Origin of the sequence: Azospirillum halopraeferens DSM 3675 (assembly GCF_000429625.1) — a bacterium.
Taxonomy (GTDB): Bacteria; Pseudomonadota; Alphaproteobacteria; order Azospirillales; family Azospirillaceae; genus Azospirillum; species Azospirillum halopraeferens.
The window spans coordinates 56851-72493 of record NZ_AUCF01000012.1; the positions used below are offsets into that span (position 1 = coordinate 56851).

At 70.8% G+C, this 15643-nt stretch carries 18 protein-coding genes; 4 read left to right on the forward strand and 14 right to left on the reverse strand.

Annotation, left to right across the window (positions count from 1 at the left end):
- Positions 1–31 precede the first annotated feature (31 nt).
- On the forward strand, positions 32–379 hold the full coding sequence (locus G472_RS32910) for a type II toxin-antitoxin system VapC family toxin (protein WP_245593477.1): 348 nt from the start codon (positions 32–34) through the stop codon (positions 377–379).
- A 44-nt stretch (positions 380–423) separates the two neighbouring features.
- A complete protein-coding gene (locus G472_RS0112915; protein ID WP_029008738.1) occupies positions 424–2199 on the forward strand; it encodes an acyl-CoA dehydrogenase in 1776 nt (591 codons plus the stop codon).
- Positions 2200–2338: 139 nt separating this feature from the next.
- Here G472_RS0112915 and flhB read toward each other — a convergent pair whose 3' ends face one another.
- From flhB to G472_RS0112955, 8 genes are all read right to left on the reverse strand, one after another.
- Complete coding sequence (flhB, locus tag G472_RS0112920) at positions 2339–3430, reverse strand: flagellar biosynthesis protein FlhB (protein ID WP_029008739.1); 1092 nt, start codon at positions 3428–3430, stop codon at positions 2339–2341.
- Positions 3431–3439: 9 nt separating this feature from the next.
- Positions 3440–4198 carry a flagellar biosynthetic protein FliR gene (locus G472_RS0112925; protein WP_029008740.1) on the reverse strand — a complete coding sequence of 253 codons (759 nt, stop codon included), beginning with the start codon at positions 4196–4198 and terminating at the stop codon, positions 3440–3442.
- Between the two features lie 6 nt (positions 4199–4204).
- On the reverse strand, positions 4205–6298 hold the full coding sequence (gene flhA / locus G472_RS0112930; RefSeq protein ID WP_029008741.1) for a flagellar biosynthesis protein FlhA: 2094 nt from the start codon (positions 6296–6298) through the stop codon (positions 4205–4207).
- 82 nt (positions 6299–6380) lie between these two features.
- Positions 6381–7169 carry a lysozyme family protein gene (locus G472_RS0112935; RefSeq protein ID WP_029008742.1) on the reverse strand — a complete coding sequence of 263 codons (789 nt, stop codon included), beginning with the start codon at positions 7167–7169 and terminating at the stop codon, positions 6381–6383.
- A 4-nt stretch (positions 7170–7173) separates the two neighbouring features.
- Positions 7174–7440, reverse strand: coding sequence for a flagellar biosynthesis protein FliQ (fliQ, locus tag G472_RS0112940; protein ID WP_029008743.1), 267 nt, complete (start codon positions 7438–7440; stop codon positions 7174–7176).
- Between the two features lie 152 nt (positions 7441–7592).
- Positions 7593–7943 carry a flagellar hook-basal body complex protein FliE gene (gene fliE / locus G472_RS0112945; RefSeq protein ID WP_029008744.1) on the reverse strand — a complete coding sequence of 117 codons (351 nt, stop codon included), beginning with the start codon at positions 7941–7943 and terminating at the stop codon, positions 7593–7595.
- Positions 7944–7960: 17 nt separating this feature from the next.
- Positions 7961–8377 (reverse strand): flagellar basal body rod protein FlgC, encoded by a 417-nt coding sequence (gene flgC, locus G472_RS0112950; RefSeq protein WP_029008745.1) that lies wholly within the window; start codon positions 8375–8377, stop codon positions 7961–7963.
- 14 nt (positions 8378–8391) lie between these two features.
- Positions 8392–8787 carry a flagellar basal body rod protein FlgG gene (locus G472_RS0112955; RefSeq protein WP_029008746.1) on the reverse strand — a complete coding sequence of 132 codons (396 nt, stop codon included), beginning with the start codon at positions 8785–8787 and terminating at the stop codon, positions 8392–8394.
- Positions 8788–8897: 110 nt separating this feature from the next.
- Here G472_RS0112955 and fliI point away from each other — a divergent pair, with 110 nt between their 5' ends.
- Both fliI and G472_RS0112965 read left to right on the forward strand, forming a co-directional pair.
- A complete protein-coding gene (gene fliI, locus G472_RS0112960; protein WP_029008747.1) occupies positions 8898–10250 on the forward strand; it encodes a flagellar protein export ATPase FliI in 1353 nt (450 codons plus the stop codon).
- Complete coding sequence (locus G472_RS0112965; protein ID WP_029008748.1) at positions 10247–10834, forward strand: hypothetical protein; 588 nt, start codon at positions 10247–10249, stop codon at positions 10832–10834. The genes fliI and G472_RS0112965 overlap by 4 nt, the downstream gene beginning before the upstream one ends.
- A gap of 222 nt (positions 10835–11056) precedes the next feature.
- On the opposite strand, the gene G472_RS0112970 is transcribed toward G472_RS0112965, so the two are convergent.
- The 6 genes from G472_RS0112970 to G472_RS0112995 form a co-directional block, all read right to left on the reverse strand.
- The gene (locus G472_RS0112970; RefSeq protein ID WP_051340757.1) at positions 11057–12145 is read right to left on the reverse strand and encodes a hypothetical protein; all 1089 of its coding nucleotides are present in this window, start codon (positions 12143–12145) and stop codon (positions 11057–11059) included.
- A 9-nt stretch (positions 12146–12154) separates the two neighbouring features.
- A complete protein-coding gene (locus G472_RS0112975; RefSeq protein WP_029008750.1) occupies positions 12155–12946 on the reverse strand; it encodes a DUF1217 domain-containing protein in 792 nt (263 codons plus the stop codon).
- Positions 12943–13311, reverse strand: coding sequence for a hypothetical protein (locus G472_RS0112980; protein ID WP_029008751.1), 369 nt, complete (start codon positions 13309–13311; stop codon positions 12943–12945). The genes G472_RS0112975 and G472_RS0112980 overlap by 4 nt, the downstream gene beginning before the upstream one ends.
- Positions 13312–13315: 4 nt before the next feature.
- Positions 13316–13759, reverse strand: coding sequence for a flagellar biosynthesis repressor FlbT (locus G472_RS0112985; RefSeq protein WP_029008752.1), 444 nt, complete (start codon positions 13757–13759; stop codon positions 13316–13318).
- Complete coding sequence (gene flaF / locus G472_RS0112990; protein WP_029008753.1) at positions 13749–14129, reverse strand: flagellar biosynthesis regulator FlaF; 381 nt, start codon at positions 14127–14129, stop codon at positions 13749–13751. The genes G472_RS0112985 and flaF overlap by 11 nt, the downstream gene beginning before the upstream one ends.
- Before the next feature lie 135 nt (positions 14130–14264).
- Positions 14265–15509: a flagellin N-terminal helical domain-containing protein gene (locus G472_RS0112995; RefSeq protein ID WP_029008754.1), complete on the reverse strand. Its 1245-nt coding sequence runs from the start codon at positions 15507–15509 to the stop codon at positions 14265–14267.
- Positions 15510–15643 lie beyond the last annotated feature (134 nt).

Here is a 15643-nt window from a genome sequence, read left to right on the forward strand (position 1 = left end):
CGATCTTCCTCAAGGAGCCGGACCGGCGCGCATGGCACGGATACTCGCTCGGGCCCATGCTCCCCGGATGTCGGCGGCGAACATCGTCGAGGCGGCAATCGTCCTCAAGGCAAAGAAACGAATTCCCGCCGACGAGGCCGAGCGCCGGCTCGATCTCTTCGTGTCCACCTCTCGCCTTCGCATCGAGCCGGTCACTGTCGAACAAGCGGGCGCCGCCCGCTCCGCGCATACGAAATTCGGCAAGGGAACGGGGCACCCGGCCGCGCTGAACTTCGGCGACTGCTTCGCCTATGCCCTGGCGCGTACGCTCAACGCTCCGCTCCTTTATGTCGGCAACGATTTCGCAATGACGGACATCACATCGGCCGGCGACGAATAGCCGTCGGCCGCGGCGACCTCCAGCCAATCGGAATGGACCGGCCCATGCCCACCTACCGCGCTCCCCTGGCCAGCCTCCGTTTCCTGCTGCACGACGTGCTGGACGCGCCGGGCGTCCTCGCCGGGGCGGGATGGGCGGAGGTCTCGGCGGAGCTGATCGATGACGTGCTGAGCCAGGCGGCCCGGTTCACCGAGGAGGTGATCGCTCCCGCCGACGCACCGGCGGACCGGGAGGGTGCCCGCTGCACGGCTGACGGCGTGCGCCTGCCGGAGGGGCTGCGCTCCGCCTACCGCGCCTGGGTGGAGGGGGAGTGGGGCGGGCTGGCCGGCGATCCCGCGTACGGCGGCCAGGGGTTGCCGGAGGTTCTGGACACCGCGGTCACCGAGATGGTGTGCGGCGCCGGGCTCGCCTTCTCCATCGTGCCGGGCCTGACCCGAGGCGCGGTGCGCGCCATCGCCGCCCACGGCGGCGACGCGCTGAAGGCGCGCTGGCTGCCGCCCATGGTGCGCGGGGAATGGACCGGCGCCATGGCGCTGACCGAGCCGCAGGCGGGCACCGACCTGGGCCTGCTGCGCACGCGGGCGGAACCGGCGGGGGACGGGACCCACCGGATCACCGGGCAGAAGATGTTCATCTCCGCCGCCGACCACGACCTGACCGACAACGTGGTGCATCTGGTGCTGGCCCGCCTGCCCGACGCGCCGCCGGGCACCCGCGGCATCAGCCTGTTCCTGGTGCCGCGGGCGCTGCCGGACGGGGCGCGCAACGCCTGGCGGGTCCTGTCGGTGGAGGCGAAGATGGGCCTGCACGCCTCGCCCACCTGCGTGGTGGCCTACGACGGCGCCACCGGCTGGCTGGTGGGGGAGGCGCACCGCGGCCTGCCCGCCATGTTCACCATGATGAACCACGAACGCCTGTTCGTCGCCGTCCAGGGCATCGGCGCCGGCGAGGCCGCCACCGGGATGGCGGAAGCCTACGCCCGCGACCGGCTGCAGGGCCGCGCCCCCGACGGCCCGCACGCCCCCGACCGGCCCGCCGACCCCATCACCGCCCATCCCGACGTGCGCCGCATGCTGCTGACCGCCCGCGCCCTGACCGAGGCCGGCCGCGCGCTCGCCCTGTGGACGGCGCTGGCCATGGACCGCGCACACCACAGCGGCGACCCGGCTGTGCAGCGGGAGGCGGAGGGGTGGGCCGCCCTGCTCACCCCCGTCCTCAAGGCGGCCGGCACCGACTTCGGCTTCGAGGCCGCGGTGCTGGCCCAGCAGGTCATGGGCGGGCACGGCTACATCCGCGACAACGACGTGGAACGCATCGTGCGCGACGTCCGCGCGACGCAGATCTACGAGGGCACCAACGGCGTCCAGGCGCTGGACCTGGTGGGCCGCAAGCTGGCCATGGACGGCGGGCGCCCGCTGCGCCGCCTGCTGGACGCCATCGACGGCACCGCCGCAGCCCTGGCCGCCGACCCCGACACCGCCGGCCTGGCCGCCCCGCTGGCCGCGGCGACGGACCGCCTGCGCGGCGCCGTCGCCGGGTTGGGCGAAGCCCCCTCGCCGCTCACCGCAGCGGCGGTGGCGACGGACACGCTGCGGCTGCTGGCGCTGGTCGCCTATGGCTGGATGTGGGGGCTGATGGCGCTCGCTGCGGTGCGGCGGCGCCGGGCGGGCGGAGGCGACGCCGCCTTCCTGGCCGGCCGCCTGGCGCTCGCCCGCTTCTTCAGCGCGAAGCTGCTGCCCGACACCCTGGCGTTGGAGGCGCGCATCCGCGCCGGTCACGCCACCGTCACCGACCCTGACGGCGGCCCGCCCGGCGCCTGATACGGCCGGAAAATGATCACTTCCATCATTTTCCGGCCGTGAAACCCGGCAGATCAATGCCTTGGCATTGATCGAAAGGGTCATACCAACGGCACCCTTCAGGTGCCGTTGGTATGACCCGCCGTCGACCGCCCGGCCTTCAACCGCCCGGCCGGACGGCCGGCAGCCCCCGCTTCAGGCGCAGCACGTAGGTGATGACCTCCGCGACGGCCTGGTAGTGCTGGAGCGGGATGGTGGCGTCCACCTCCGCGCTGGCGTGCAGGGCGCGGGCGAGCGGCGGGTTCTCCACGATGGGCACGCCGTGCTCCGTGGCAACGGCGCGGATGCGCAGGGCGATCAGGTCGGCGCCCTTGGCCAGGCACACCGGTGCGGGCATGCGGCCGCGCTCGTACTCCAGCGCCACGGCGAAGTGGGTGGGGTTGGTGATGACCACGGTGGCGCGCGGCACGCTGGCCATCATGCGCTGCTTGGAGCGGGAGCGGCGGATCTCCTTCAGGCGGGCGCGGACGTGGGGATCGCCCTCGATCTGCTTGAACTCGTCCTTGATCTCGCGAAAGCTCATGCGCAGGCGCCGGCGCCACTCCAGACGGTTCCACAGCACGTCGACCGCCGCCATCAGCACGGTCGCCAGCAGCACCGCCAGCAGCAGGCGCAGCGTCACATCGCGCAGCAGTTCCGGCAAGCCGGCGACGTCCATACCCACGGTCCCCTCCGTCCGAGCGATGTAGGGCGCCACGGCGTACCACGCGGCGGCACTGATGATCCCCAGCTTGACCAGGCTCTTGATGAACTCCACCAGCGCCTGGCGCGACACGATCCGCTTCAGGCCGGAGCGCGGCGACAGATGCGACGGCTTGGGCCGGATGCGCTCGGTGGCGAACAGGAACGGCCCCTGCCCCATCGCCGAGGCGACCACCCCCGCCGCCAGCAGCCCCAGCACCGGCAGCATGGCCGCGCCGACCCCGACGATCACCCAGCGCAGCCGGTGCACCACGTCCACCGCCGAGCCTTCCAGGCGGATGTCGTTCGGGTTCTCGATCAGCGGCAGCAGCAGGGCCGCGAGATCCGCCATGGCCCCCGGCGCCGCCACCAGAACGATCAGCCAGGCCGCGGCGACGCCGGCCAGCAGGCCGACGTCGCGGGCCCGCGGCACGTCGCCCTTGTCCGTCGCCTCGCGCAGGCGTTTCTCGGTCGGTTCCTCGGTTTTCTGCTCGTCGTTCTGCTCCGCCACCGCGCCGCCTCACCGTCCGTCCAGCCATTGGGAGAGCGCGTCGGTGAAGCCGGTCAGCATGGCCCCCGCCGTCACCATGAACAGGGTCAGGCCGACCAGCAGCAGCACGGGCGTGCCGACGAAATAGACGGGCATGGCCGGCATCACCCGGTTCACCAGCCCCAGCGCCACATTGACCACCAGCCCGAACAGCAGGAACGGCGTCGCCAGGGCGACCCCCAGGCGGAAGGTGACGGCGACCAGCTCGGCGAAGCGGCGGGCCAGCTCCGCCGTCTCCGGGAACACCCCGGCGGGCCAGGTGCCGTAGGAGCGGGCGAGCGCGCCGATCATCAGGTAATGGACGTCCGTGGCGAACAGCAGCGCCAGCCCGCCGATCAGCAGCACGCCCGACAGCACCGAACCGCCCTCGAACCCGCCGGCGTCCACCGCGAAGGGGTTGCCGAGGCCGACCGCCTGCGCGGCCAGGCCCCCCGCCACCTGAAGGGCCGACAGGAACAGCTTCGCCCCGAGACCGAGGAACAGGCCGATCAGCATCTCGCCGGCGAACAGCGCCGGCAATTCCACCGGGTCGTCGGGGATCCGCTCGGGCAGGCCGGGGACCGCGGGCAGCAGGATCAGGGTGACGATCAGCGCCACCGCCAGGCGCACCCGGACGGGCACCGCGCTCTCGCCGAACCCCGGCAGGACGCCGATGGCGGCGGCGACCCGCACGAAGACCAGGAAGGCCCGGAAGACCTCCTGCGTGAGCATCTGCGCCAGCGGGTCCATGGCCGGTCAGACCTGGTCGATGGTCTTGACGGACGCCTTGCGGTGCAGTTCCCCGTGGCTCAGCACCGGCGTCATCGGGCTGACCCGCTCCAGCAGCGAGCGCACGAAGGGCCGCACCTCCGCCCCCACCAGCAGGGCCGGCCACACCTGCGGTGTCGCGTGCTTCTGGATGGTCAGGCGCAGGGCGGTCAGGAACTCCTGCACCTGGCTGGGCGGCATGGCGAAGCGGCGGTCGTCCCCCTCCACCACGATGCTGTCGAGCAGCGCCTGTTCCCAGCGCGGCGACAGCGCGATCACCGGCACGAAACCGTCCGGCCCGGTCAGGCCCTGGCAGATCTGCTGGCCCAGACGGGTGCGCACATGCTCGGTGATCAGGGTGATGTGGCGCGTCCAGCCCACCGCCTCGGCGACGGCCTCGACGATGGCGGGCAGGTTGCGGATGGACACCCGCTCGGCCAGCAGCGCCTGGAGCACGCGCTGGAGCACGACCATGGAGATCTGGCTGGGCACCATGTCGCTGATCAGCTTCTGGTACTCCCGCCCCAGCCCGTCGACCAGCTTTTGCAGCGCCCCGAAGGTCAGCAGCGTCGGCAGGTGGTCCTTGATGACCTCGGTCAGGTGGGTGGTGATGACGCTTTCCGGATCGACCACGGTGTAGCCCCTGGCCACCGCCTCCTCGTGGCGCGACGGGTCGATCCAGCGGGCGTGCAGGCCGAAGGTGGGCTCGCGCGTCGCCTCGCCCTGGATGTCGGCCACCTCGCCGCCGGTGGGGTCGATGGCCAGCAGGTGCTTGGGCCGCACCTCGCCGCGGGCGACCTCCACCCCCATCACCGACACCACATAGCTCTTGGGCGCCAGGAAGCTGGAGTCCTTGATGCGCACCGACGGCAGGACGAAGCCGAACTCCACCGCGAAACGCTTGCGCAGCGTCTTCACCTTGCCGGTCAGCGGGCCGTTCTTGTTGAGGATCAGCGGCACCAGGTGGCTGCCTACCTCCACCTTCACCTCGTCGACCTTCAGCATCTCCTCCACCGGCTCCTCCGGGGCGGCGGCGGCGGGGCGGCGGCTCTCCTCCAGCTTCGCCAGGGCGGTGAGGCGGGCGCGGCGGCGCGGCATGTACCAGCCCAGCACGCCGAAGGCGGCGGCCACCGCCAGGAAGGGCGGCAGCGGCAGGCCCGGCGTCAGCGCCAGCGCGGCGAGCAGGCCGCCCGCCACCATCAGCGCCTTGGGATGGGCGCCGAGCTGGTCGATCACCACCTTGTCGGCGGAGCCGGCGTTGCCGCCCTTGGTGACCAGCAGGCCGGCGGCCAGCGACACCACCAGGGCGGGGATCTGCGTCGCCAGCCCGTCGCCGACCGTCAGGGTGGTGTAGGCGGCGGCGGCGCTCTCGAAGCTCATGCCCTGCTGGACGATGCCGATGGCCATGCCGCCCAGCACGTTGATGGCGGTGATGATCAGCCCCGCCACGGCATCGCCGCGCACGAACTTCGACGCGCCGTCCATGGCGCCGTAGAAGGTGCTCTCGTCCTCCAGCTCCTTGCGGCGGCGGCGCGCCTCCACGTCGTCGATCATGCCCGCCGACAGGTCGGCGTCGATGGCCATCTGCTTGCCGGGGATGGCGTCCAGGGTGAAGCGCGCCCCCACCTCGGCGATGCGCGTGGCGCCCTTGGTGATCACCACGAAGTTGATGACCACGAGGATGCAGAAGATCACCACGCCGATGACGAAGTTGCCGCCCATGATGAACTGGCTGAAGCCCTGGATCACATGGCCGGCGGCGCCGGTGCCGCCGTGGCCCTCGCTGAGGATCAGCCGGGTGGAGGCGATGTTGAGGGCCAGGCGCAGCATGGTGACCACCAGCAGCACCGTCGGAAAGGACGAGAAGTCCAGCGGCTTGGCGATCCACAGGGACACCATCAGGATCAGCACGCTGACGGCGATCGACACGGTCAGCCCGACGTCGAGCAGCCAGGACGGCACCGGCAGGAACAGCACCGCCAGGACCAGCAGGATGCCGATCGCGAACATCACGTCGCGGTTGGCGGTGCCGATGTCGCCCAGGATGCCGAAGCGGCTGCGGACGTGTTCGGTGAGCGTCATGGCGTCGCGTCGGCTCCAGGAGGGGGGCTTGCGTCCCGGCACCCTAGACGGGCGCGGTAAAACCCGGATTTAAGCGGTCGCATCAGGGGCGGGCGTCGGGCAGCAGCGGGCGCGCGGGCCCGTCGGCGACCAGCCCGGACAGGAAGGCGAGTTGCCCCAGCTCCGCCTTCGTCCACACCGGCGCGGCGGTGCGCGGCCCGGCCGCCAGCGTCTCCAGGTAGCCGAGCGCCCCCGCCACCCAGCGCCGGTTGCCCGTGACGCGCTCCCGGTAGGCGGTGCCCAGCTCGGACCGGGCGGAGTGGTAGCGGGCGATGGCGGTGTCCAGCGAGCCGTGGTCGCGCTGCAGGGCGCCCAGGAAGGACGCGGCGTAGCGGGCGTTGGCCACGGGGTCGAAGGCGGTGTCCAGGTCGGGAAAGGCGTCCGGGTGCCATTTCAGATTGATCTGGAGGCAGCCGACGTCGATGGAGCGCACGCCGCGCCGCTGCTCGTCGCGCACGAAGGCGATGGCGTCGGCCCGGCCGGTGAAGTAGCGGGACCGCCCCTCGCTGTTGACCGTCCACGGCCAGACGGTGAACAGCCCGCGCTCGGTGCGCCGGCCGGCCTCGGTGAAGCCCATGGCCAGCAGCAGATGGTCGGTGATGCCCGCCGCCCGCTCGGCGTCCAGGATGGCGGCGATGCATTGCGCTTCCGGCGGCAGCGGGCCGCGGCGGTCGGCGGGGGGCAGCGCGGCGGAGGGGGGCCTGCCCGGCGGTGCCGGCGGCAGGGCGTAGAGCGCCGGCGTCCAGATGCCGATCTGCGACGCCGACGCGGCGGCGGCGGCCGGCGCCCACAGGGCGAGGAGCGCCGCCGGCAGGATGCGCAGCCGCCCCATGGCCCTATTGAACCGAGACGATCAGGTCGCTCAGCCGCTCCGAATAGGTGGCCAGCGCGCCGTACATGAAGGGCAGCGCCAGCACCGTGGCGACCAGGATGGCGACGATCTTGGGCACGAAGGTCAGCGTCATCTCCTGCACCTGGGTCAGCGCCTGGATCAGCGAGATCGCCACGCCCACGGTCACCGCGACGATCAGCGGCGGTGCGGCGATGTACAGGGCGGTCCAGATGCCGCTGCGCACCACTTCCAGCACGTCGGCCTCGTTCATGGCCTTCCTCTTCGCAAGCGGCGGTCCCGGGCGTATCATACCGTCGGCATCGGACTGATGCCGACGGTATGCCCCTCTCGATCAATGCCACGGCATTGATCTGCCGGGCTTGACGGCCGGAAAAGAATGAAAGGGATCATTTTCCGGCCGTATCACACGCCCATGCGCATGATTTCCTGGTACGCCTGGACCATCTTGTCGCGGATGGCGACCACCGACTGGACGGTCATCTCCGCCGCCAGGACGGCGCGCACCACCTCCTGGGCGCTGGCCTTGCCGGCCACCGCGGACATGGACACCCGCTCGCTCTCCTTCAGCGTCTCCACGGCGTCGGCGATCTGCCGGTCGAGGAAGGTGCCAAAGTCGGAGGCCGCCGCCGCCTCGGGTCCGGCGGCCGGCGCGGCGCTCCCGACGGCCGAAACCGCCGGCGTCGGCATGGCGAGCGCGCCGCCCCGGTTGGCGGCGTACGCGGCGGCGACGCGGGCGATGGGCATTTCGATCATGGTGGGGGCTCCCGCTCCTAGCTGCGCAACAGGTCGACGACGCGGCTCATCATGGCGCGCGACTGCTCGATGACGTTCATGCCCGCCTCGAAGGCGCGACCGGCCTCGCGCATGTCCATCATCTCGATCAGCGTCTGGACGTTGGGACGCTTGACGTAGCCCTCATCGTTGGCCGCGGGGTGCGAGGGGTCGTAGACCAGCCTGAAGTCGCTGCGATCGCGGCCGATCTGCTTCACCCGCACCACCTCGACGCCCAGCGACCGGTCGAGGACGCTGTCGAAGGTCACGGTCTTGCGCCGGTAGGGATCGCCGTCGCGGGTGGCCGCCGTGGAATCGGCGTTGGCGATGTTCTCCGCCACCACGCGCAGCCGCGTCGCCTGGGCCTGCAAGCCCATGCCGGCGATCTTCAGGGTGCTGTTCAGGGCATCGTTCATGGGGTCTTCCCTCCTCAGCCGCCGGCCCGCCACGCCATGCGCAGCATTTGCAGATTGCGGTGGAACAGGCCGGTGGTCAGCGCGAAGGCGTCGCGGGTCTCGCTGCCCTTGGCCATTTCCTGCTCCAGCGACACGGCGTTGCCCGACGGGGTGGTCTCCCGGGGCTCGAAGGAGCGGTCTTCACGGAACGGCCCCGTCGTCCCGGCGGCGGCCAGATGCATGGGCGCCGTCCGCACGGGCACGACCGGCTGCATGCCGCCCAAAATCGTCTCGAAAGATTTGAGATCGCGCGCCTTGTATTGTGGAGTGTTGGCGTTCACCACATTCTCGGCGATCAGTTTTTGCCGCTCCGCCAGATAGTCGAGACGAAGTCCCGCCAATCGGAAAACGGCGATTTGGCTAAAATCCATGACGACCTCTGCATGCGACGATAGAGGCGACCATGAACCGCGCCGTTTAAAACCGGATTTAAATCGGGCCGCCTAGGATGCGCCAGGAAACGGTGAGGGAGAAACCGCGCATGCAGGCCCTGGAAGCGTTGACCGCGGCCATCGAACGCCTGCCGACGGTGACGTGGCGCGGCCGCATCCGCGCCGCCACGGGCATGACGCTGGAGGTGGACGGCCTGCAACGGGTGCTGTCGGTCGGCGACAAGTGCCACGCCGAGACCGTGCACGGCCGCCGCGTCCTGTGCGAGGCGGTGGGCTTCCGCCATGGCCGGACGCTGCTGATGGCCTTCGATTCCCTGGACGGTGTGGCCGAGGGCTGCACCGTGGTCACCGACGACACCGCCAACACCCTGCGCCCCGGCCCCGGCTGGCTGGGCCGCGTGGTCGACGCGCTGGGCCACCCGGTGGACGGCAAGGGGCCGCTGCGCAACGGCGAGCACGCCCGCCCCCTGCGCCGGCCGCCGCCGCCGGCCTGCGCGCGCCGGCGCATGGGCCCGCGCATCGACACCGGCATCCGCGTCGTCGACGCCTTCGTGCCCCTGTGCCGCGGCCAGCGACTGGGGGTGTTCGCGGCGTCGGGGGTCGGCAAGTCGACGCTGCTGTCCATGTTCGCGCGCAACGCCGAGGCCGACGTCATCGTCATCGGGCTGATCGGCGAGCGCGGCCGCGAGGTGCGGGAGTTCATCCAGGACGATCTGGGGCCGGAGGGGCTGGCCCGGTCCGTCGTCGTGGTCGCCACCTCCGACGAGCCGCCGCTGATGCGCCGACAGGCGGCGCTGCTGTGCATGACCGTGGCGGAGGAGTTGCGCGACCGCGGGCTGCACGTGCTGTGCCTCATGGACAGCGTCACCCGTTTCGCCATGGCCCAGCGGGAAATCGGCCTGGCCGCCGGCGAGCCGCCGACCGGCAAGAGCTATCCTCCCAGCGTCTTTGCCGAACTGCCGCGGCTGCTGGAACGGGCCGGGCCCGGACCCGACACGGACGGCCCCCGCCCGCCGGGCGACATCACCGCCATCTTCACCGTGCTGGTCGACGGCGACGACCACGACGAGCCCATCGCCGACGCGGTGCGCGGCATCCTCGACGGTCACCTGGTGCTGGACCGGCGCATCGCCGGCCAGGGGCGCTATCCCGCGGTGGACGTGCTGCGCAGCGTGTCGCGCGCCCTGCCCGGCTGCCACAGCCCCGCCGAGAACGACATCGCCGGCCGCGCGCGGGCGTCCATGGCCACCTACGACAACATGCGCGAGATGATCCGCCTCGGCGCCTACCGGCGGGGCAGCGACCCCGAGGTGGACGCCGCCATGGCCGTCCACCCGCGCCTGGAAGCGTTCCTGCGCCAGGGCAAGGACGACCGCCTGCCCGCCGCCGCCACCTTCGCCCAGCTCCACACCCTGCTGTCCGTTCCGGGAGACCGGCCATGAGCGTCAACACCACCCTCGCCGCCCGCGCCCTGTCCCCCGCCGGGACCACCGGAGGCCGTTCGTCCGACACCGCCGCCGGAGGCTCGGCTGCGGGCACCGGCCCGGCCCTCGGTTTCGAGGACCTGATCGACACCATCAACCCGTTGCAGCAGCTTCCCGTCGTCTCCGCCGTCTATCGCGAGGCCACGGGGGACACGATTTCCATCCCGGCGCGGCTGGCCGGCGGCTTCCTCTTCGGCGGCCCGACGGGGCTGGCCGGCGCCGCCGCCATGGTGCTGTTCGAGGCGATCACCGGCGACAGCGTGCTCGGCCACCTCAAGGCGCTGGGCGACGCCGCAACCGACGAACCGGCCGGCCCGGCGGCGGCGCCCCTGCCCTGGCTGGCTGCCCCCGGCCGGGAGCCGCCCCCCGCCCCCGCCGCGGCATCGGGCGACAGCGTGGCCGAGGCGCTGAAACGGCGCGAAGCCCCCGCGGCTCCGACCGCCGCCGCACCGCTGCCCGACGCATTGCCGCCGCACCTGCTGGCCCGGCTCTACGCCCTTCAGGCGACGGACGCCCGCGGCGCTGACGCGGTCCGGCTGTAGGGGCCGTCCCTCCGGCTTGTGGAACGCCCGCGCCCAAGGCGACCTATCCCCTGAAGCTGCCCGCGCCCGCCAAGGGCGCCGTCGAGACGGCGGCGCGCTACACTGAAGACGCGTGCCGCCGGTGCCGCCGGTGAGGGGCTGCGCTCCTTCCCGGGCAGGGTTCCGGATGTGGCGCCGGTACCCGGCGATGATGAGAAGCCGTGATCGCCCCTCCACTCCCCGTCACCACAGGGCGGCGCGGGACGATCGCTCGATGGCACGGATCTGCGACAGGCCGGGCAGGATCTCGGAGCGGATGAACTCCATCCGGCGGACCGGGCCGCCGCCGCGCGCGAAGCGCGCCTTCCACAGGTCCATCTTGACCGCCAGACCGCACAGCACGCCGCCGATGGTCAGGTGGTGGTTGAGGATCAGGGTGCGGATGGTGTGGAAGCTCTCGGCGTTGATGTTGGTCCAGAAGGCTCGGGAGCGGAGGTCGAAGCTCTCGAAGCGGCCGGTGATGGAGGTGGTGATCTCCGTCAGGTCGCGCACGATGTCGTCGAGCATGCGCCGGCGCCGGGAGTCGCGGCGCACTTCGCTGCTGTCCTGCAATTCGCGGGTCCAGGTCAGGAACGCCTCGACGTCGGGAACGATCTCGTCGAGGCACTGCCGGAAATAGGCCAGCGACATGAAGACGTCGGCGTAGTCCTCCAGAAAACGGGGGATGGCGCTCACGGGGATGTCCAGCCGGTCGGCGATCAGTTGCAGACGGCGGCGCGCCTCCGCCACGTCGGGGTTGCTGAACATGCGCAGCAGCCCGTCCATGCCGGTCACCTCGGCGTCGCCGGTGCCGTAGACGTACTCGATCAGGGGCCGCGTGAAGACCCGCATGTAGCCCGTCAGCCGCGCCCGCTTGGCGTCCGACAGGCGCAGGCTGCGCGCTTCGTCCACGTCAATCTTCAGGCGCCGCAACTCCAGGCGCAGGCTGTAGATGTCGAAGCTGGCGGCCGCCGCGATCTGCCGGATCATGTGCAGATCGCGGGCGACGGCGTCGGCGTCCAGCCCGAAGCACAGGGGGATCTGGTCGATGGTGATCTGGCCGCTGCCGGTCTGGGCGTCGTTGAAGACCTCGGCGACCGTTTCCAGGCGCACGTTCTTGATCAGCCGCGCCCGCCGCAGCCCGGGGTGGCCGAGGGGAAGGATGGACAGGGGCAGGATGTGCAGCGCGTCGCGCCCGTCGTCATCCCGGTGCAGCCTCCGGCGGCCGGCGCCGGAGGCCGGCGGACCGCCCCGACCGGATGCCGGCGGGGACGCTGCCGCATCGGGGTGCACGCCACCGCCTCAGAAGCGCGGGAATTTCAGCAGCGTCAGGGTGACGGACGGGTCGATCGCAACGATCGACGGCCGGCTGCCGCGACGCAGCCCGATCATCGGCGCCACCGCGGCGGTATCGGACGCGGCACCGTTGCGGGCGTCGTGCATGGCGCCGAACCGGTCGAGCAGCGCGCGTACCTTGTCGGGGTTGCGGAAGTCGGCGATGTCGAGGCGCCGGGAGAAGATCTCCTTCTGCCGGTCGACGTCAAGAAGGGCGGTCTGTTTCGGCAGGTCGAGAATGGTGAGCACCACCTCCCGCAGCGCCGGATCGGCCATCACCTGGTACCAGTTGGTGATGGCGGGTGCCCGGCGCTTGAAGTAGAGACCGAGGCGCACGGCCGGGTTGGTGTCCTCGGATTCCACCTCCAGCCGCACGCTGACGTACCGGTCGACGATCGCCTGGACGATCTTCGGTTCCTTCAGGTTGGCGCCACCGGATTCGGCGAAGCCCAGCACCGTCGCCAGTTCCTTGAACTTGACGTCGTTCATGCGGTTGGCGGTGGACGCCTTGTCGGTCACACCTTCCGTCAGGACCCTGCGGATCAGGCCCTTGGCGTAGATCTGGCTGCCGAGATCGAAGGCTTCCATGACGAAGCGGTAGAGCTTGTCGTCCTTCAGGAAGGCGTCCACCGACGTGATCGTGCCGATGCGCTCCCGGAAATCGGCGATGGCCCGCTGTTCGGCCGGCCGCCGGCGGATCATCTGGTCGTAGCGGTCGTGGTTGGCGGTCATCCGCCGCAGGTCGAGGACGGTGCTCATGCCTCGATCTCCCCCGACGACGCGGCATCCGACGGGGCGTCCGCCGCTGCGGCGTCCTCCGGCTCGGCGTAGCCGGCGGGGATGCGCATGATGACGGCGCCGGTCTCGGTGTCCAGCACCTCGGTGTGGAGGCGGCCGGTGGCCCCGTCCAGGCTGACCCGGTAGGGCTGGATCGCCTTGCGGGGCGCGATCTCCGCGGGGTCCGTCTTCTCCGCGGGCTCGACCACCTCGACGGGGTTGGTCGTCTCCGCCTGCGCGGCGCGCAGCCGCTCCGCCTGGCGCAGCCGCGCTTCGGCGACGGCTTCGGCACCGGTAGGCGCGCGGTCGACGCCGGGCCCGGACACGCTGTTCACGGGGGTGGGCATGGCATCACCCTCCCGCCGGACGCTCGGCGACGCCCTCCGCGCGGTCCGGCGGGCGCGGCGGCGTCCCCAGCAGCGTGTCCTCGTACTCCATCACCGGACGCAGGGCGACCAGCGCCTTGTAATAGTCGCGCTCGCCGACGTGGCCCATGGAGCGGGCGATCCCGTCGCGGATGTCGGGGCGCAGGAAGGCCGTGTAGAGGCCGGCCATGGTGTCGGTGACCAGTCCCATGCCGGTCGACGCGAAGCGCGGGTCCAGCAGCATGCTCTGGATCAGGAAATAGGCGCGGCGTACGGGGGTGCGGGCGTCCTCTTCCTGGAGGATGTCGCTGCCGCGGATGATCTGGGCGAAGTTCGACACGGTCAGGGTGTAGCGGCGGTTCTCGTTCTGCACGACGCAGCCGTTGATCACCACCCGCTCGCTTGGCTTGAGGCGGAGCTTAAGTGCCATGGGCCGGTTCCTCGACGGGCTGGGGGACGCCTTGCAGCCCCTGCATCACCGCGCGGTTGATGTCGATCAGCAGGCCGGCCGGCGCCTCGCCGCGCAGCACGCTGCGGGTGTGGCGGGCAACGGTGAACGACAGCGAGACCAGTCCCGCCCGCAGGGCTTCCGGCAGGGCGTTCGCATCCTCCAGAAGGTCCGCCCGCAGCACGTTCCACAGCTCCAGGTTCCGCCACAGGGCCTCCTTCAGCCCGGCGGACCGCCAGTCCGCGTCGCGGTGCTTTTCCAGCAGGAGCGTGATGCGCAGAAAGAGGCGGTATTCGATCCGGCGGGGGTCGTCGCAGTCGGCAATGGTCTGCTGATAGGCGGCGATGCTCATGGTCGCACCTGTGGCGGTGGTCACGGGAACGGGCGCGGCGGTCCCGCAGCAGCAGCGCCGACCGTCGCGCCGACCACGCCCGGAGTTGCAAGGAGGAGGGAACCGGCGCCGCCGGGCGGCGCCGGCCCGACGGGCTTAGCGGAACAGCGAGAGGATGTTCTGCGGCCCCTGGTTGGCGATCGACAGCGCCTGGATGGCGAGCTGCTGCTGGACCTGGAGGGCCTGCAGGCGGCTCGATTCCTCGTTCATGTCGGCGTCGACCAGCGCCCCGATGCCCTTGTTCATGGCGTCGGTCAGCTTCGACACGAAGTCGTTCTGGTTGGCCACGCGGTTCTCGATGGAGCCGATCACCGACGACTTGGCGATGGCAACGTCGAGAAGCTGGTTGATGACCACCAGCGACTTCTCGGCGTTGTTCACCACGTCGAGCTGGGTCAGGTCGGCGAGGCCGCCGAAGGCATCGCTCTCCTTGGAATTGACCCACAGGCCGGAGACCTGAGCGGTGAAGTTGCCGTCGGCGTTCACGTCCTGGTCGGTGAACTCCAGGTTGTCCCCGGTGAAGGCGACCTGGAAGTCGGCGCCGGCCGCGGTCAGAGCGGCGTTCACCGCGGTCTCGATGTTGCCCTGCGTGGTCGCCAGATCGGTGTCGTAGGTCTGGGCGCTGAGGTCGACGGCAACGTTGACCTTGCTGCCGTCTTCCTTGGTCACCGTCAGTTCGAGCGAGGTCAGGCCCAGGTTCTGGCCGTCGATGAAGTTCACCCCCGGCGCGCCCAGCGTGATCCCGACCGACGCCTTCAGGTCGTTGGTGGAGTCGATCTGCTGCTCGATGGTCGCCTTGCCGACGATCGAGCGGACCTGCATGTCCTGGCGCTTGAACTCGATGTAGCTGGGGTCGACCGTGTCGCCGCTGCGGCTCAGCGACGCCAGGATGGAGACATCGATATCCTTGGCGGTACCGTCGTTGGAGTAGCTGATGCGCAGCAGGTTGTCGCCGTTGAACGACGCGTCGGCGGCAGCGCCCTTGATGAGGGTGACGAGCTGGTCGACGTCGTTCTGGATCAGCGACTTGTCAACGCCGTTGGTCTGACCGGCGATGACGCGGGCCTTCAGCGTCTGAAGGTTCTCGACGATGTTCTGCGAGGCCACCGAGGCGGTGTTGGTGGTGCCGGTGCCCAGCTCCAGGGATTCCTTCACCGCCTTGAAGCCGGCCACGTCCGCCTTCATGGTGGTGGCGATCGACCAGTACGCGGCGTTGTCCTTGGCGTTGTTGACCTTCAGGCCGGTGGAGATGCGGTCCTGGGTCGTCGCCAGGTCACCCGTCACGCGGCGCAGGGTCTGCAGCGCGGTCATCGCCGAGGCATTGGTCAGAATCGAGGCCATGGGTATCTCCATTCGTGAGATTCATAGCGCCTTTCTGACGCCGGGGCCGGTTCGCGCAGGCCTTCCCGTTCGTTTGCGGGAGCGCGACCGGCACAGTCATGGTGGCCGAACCGGTTTAAGCTGACGTAAAAAAA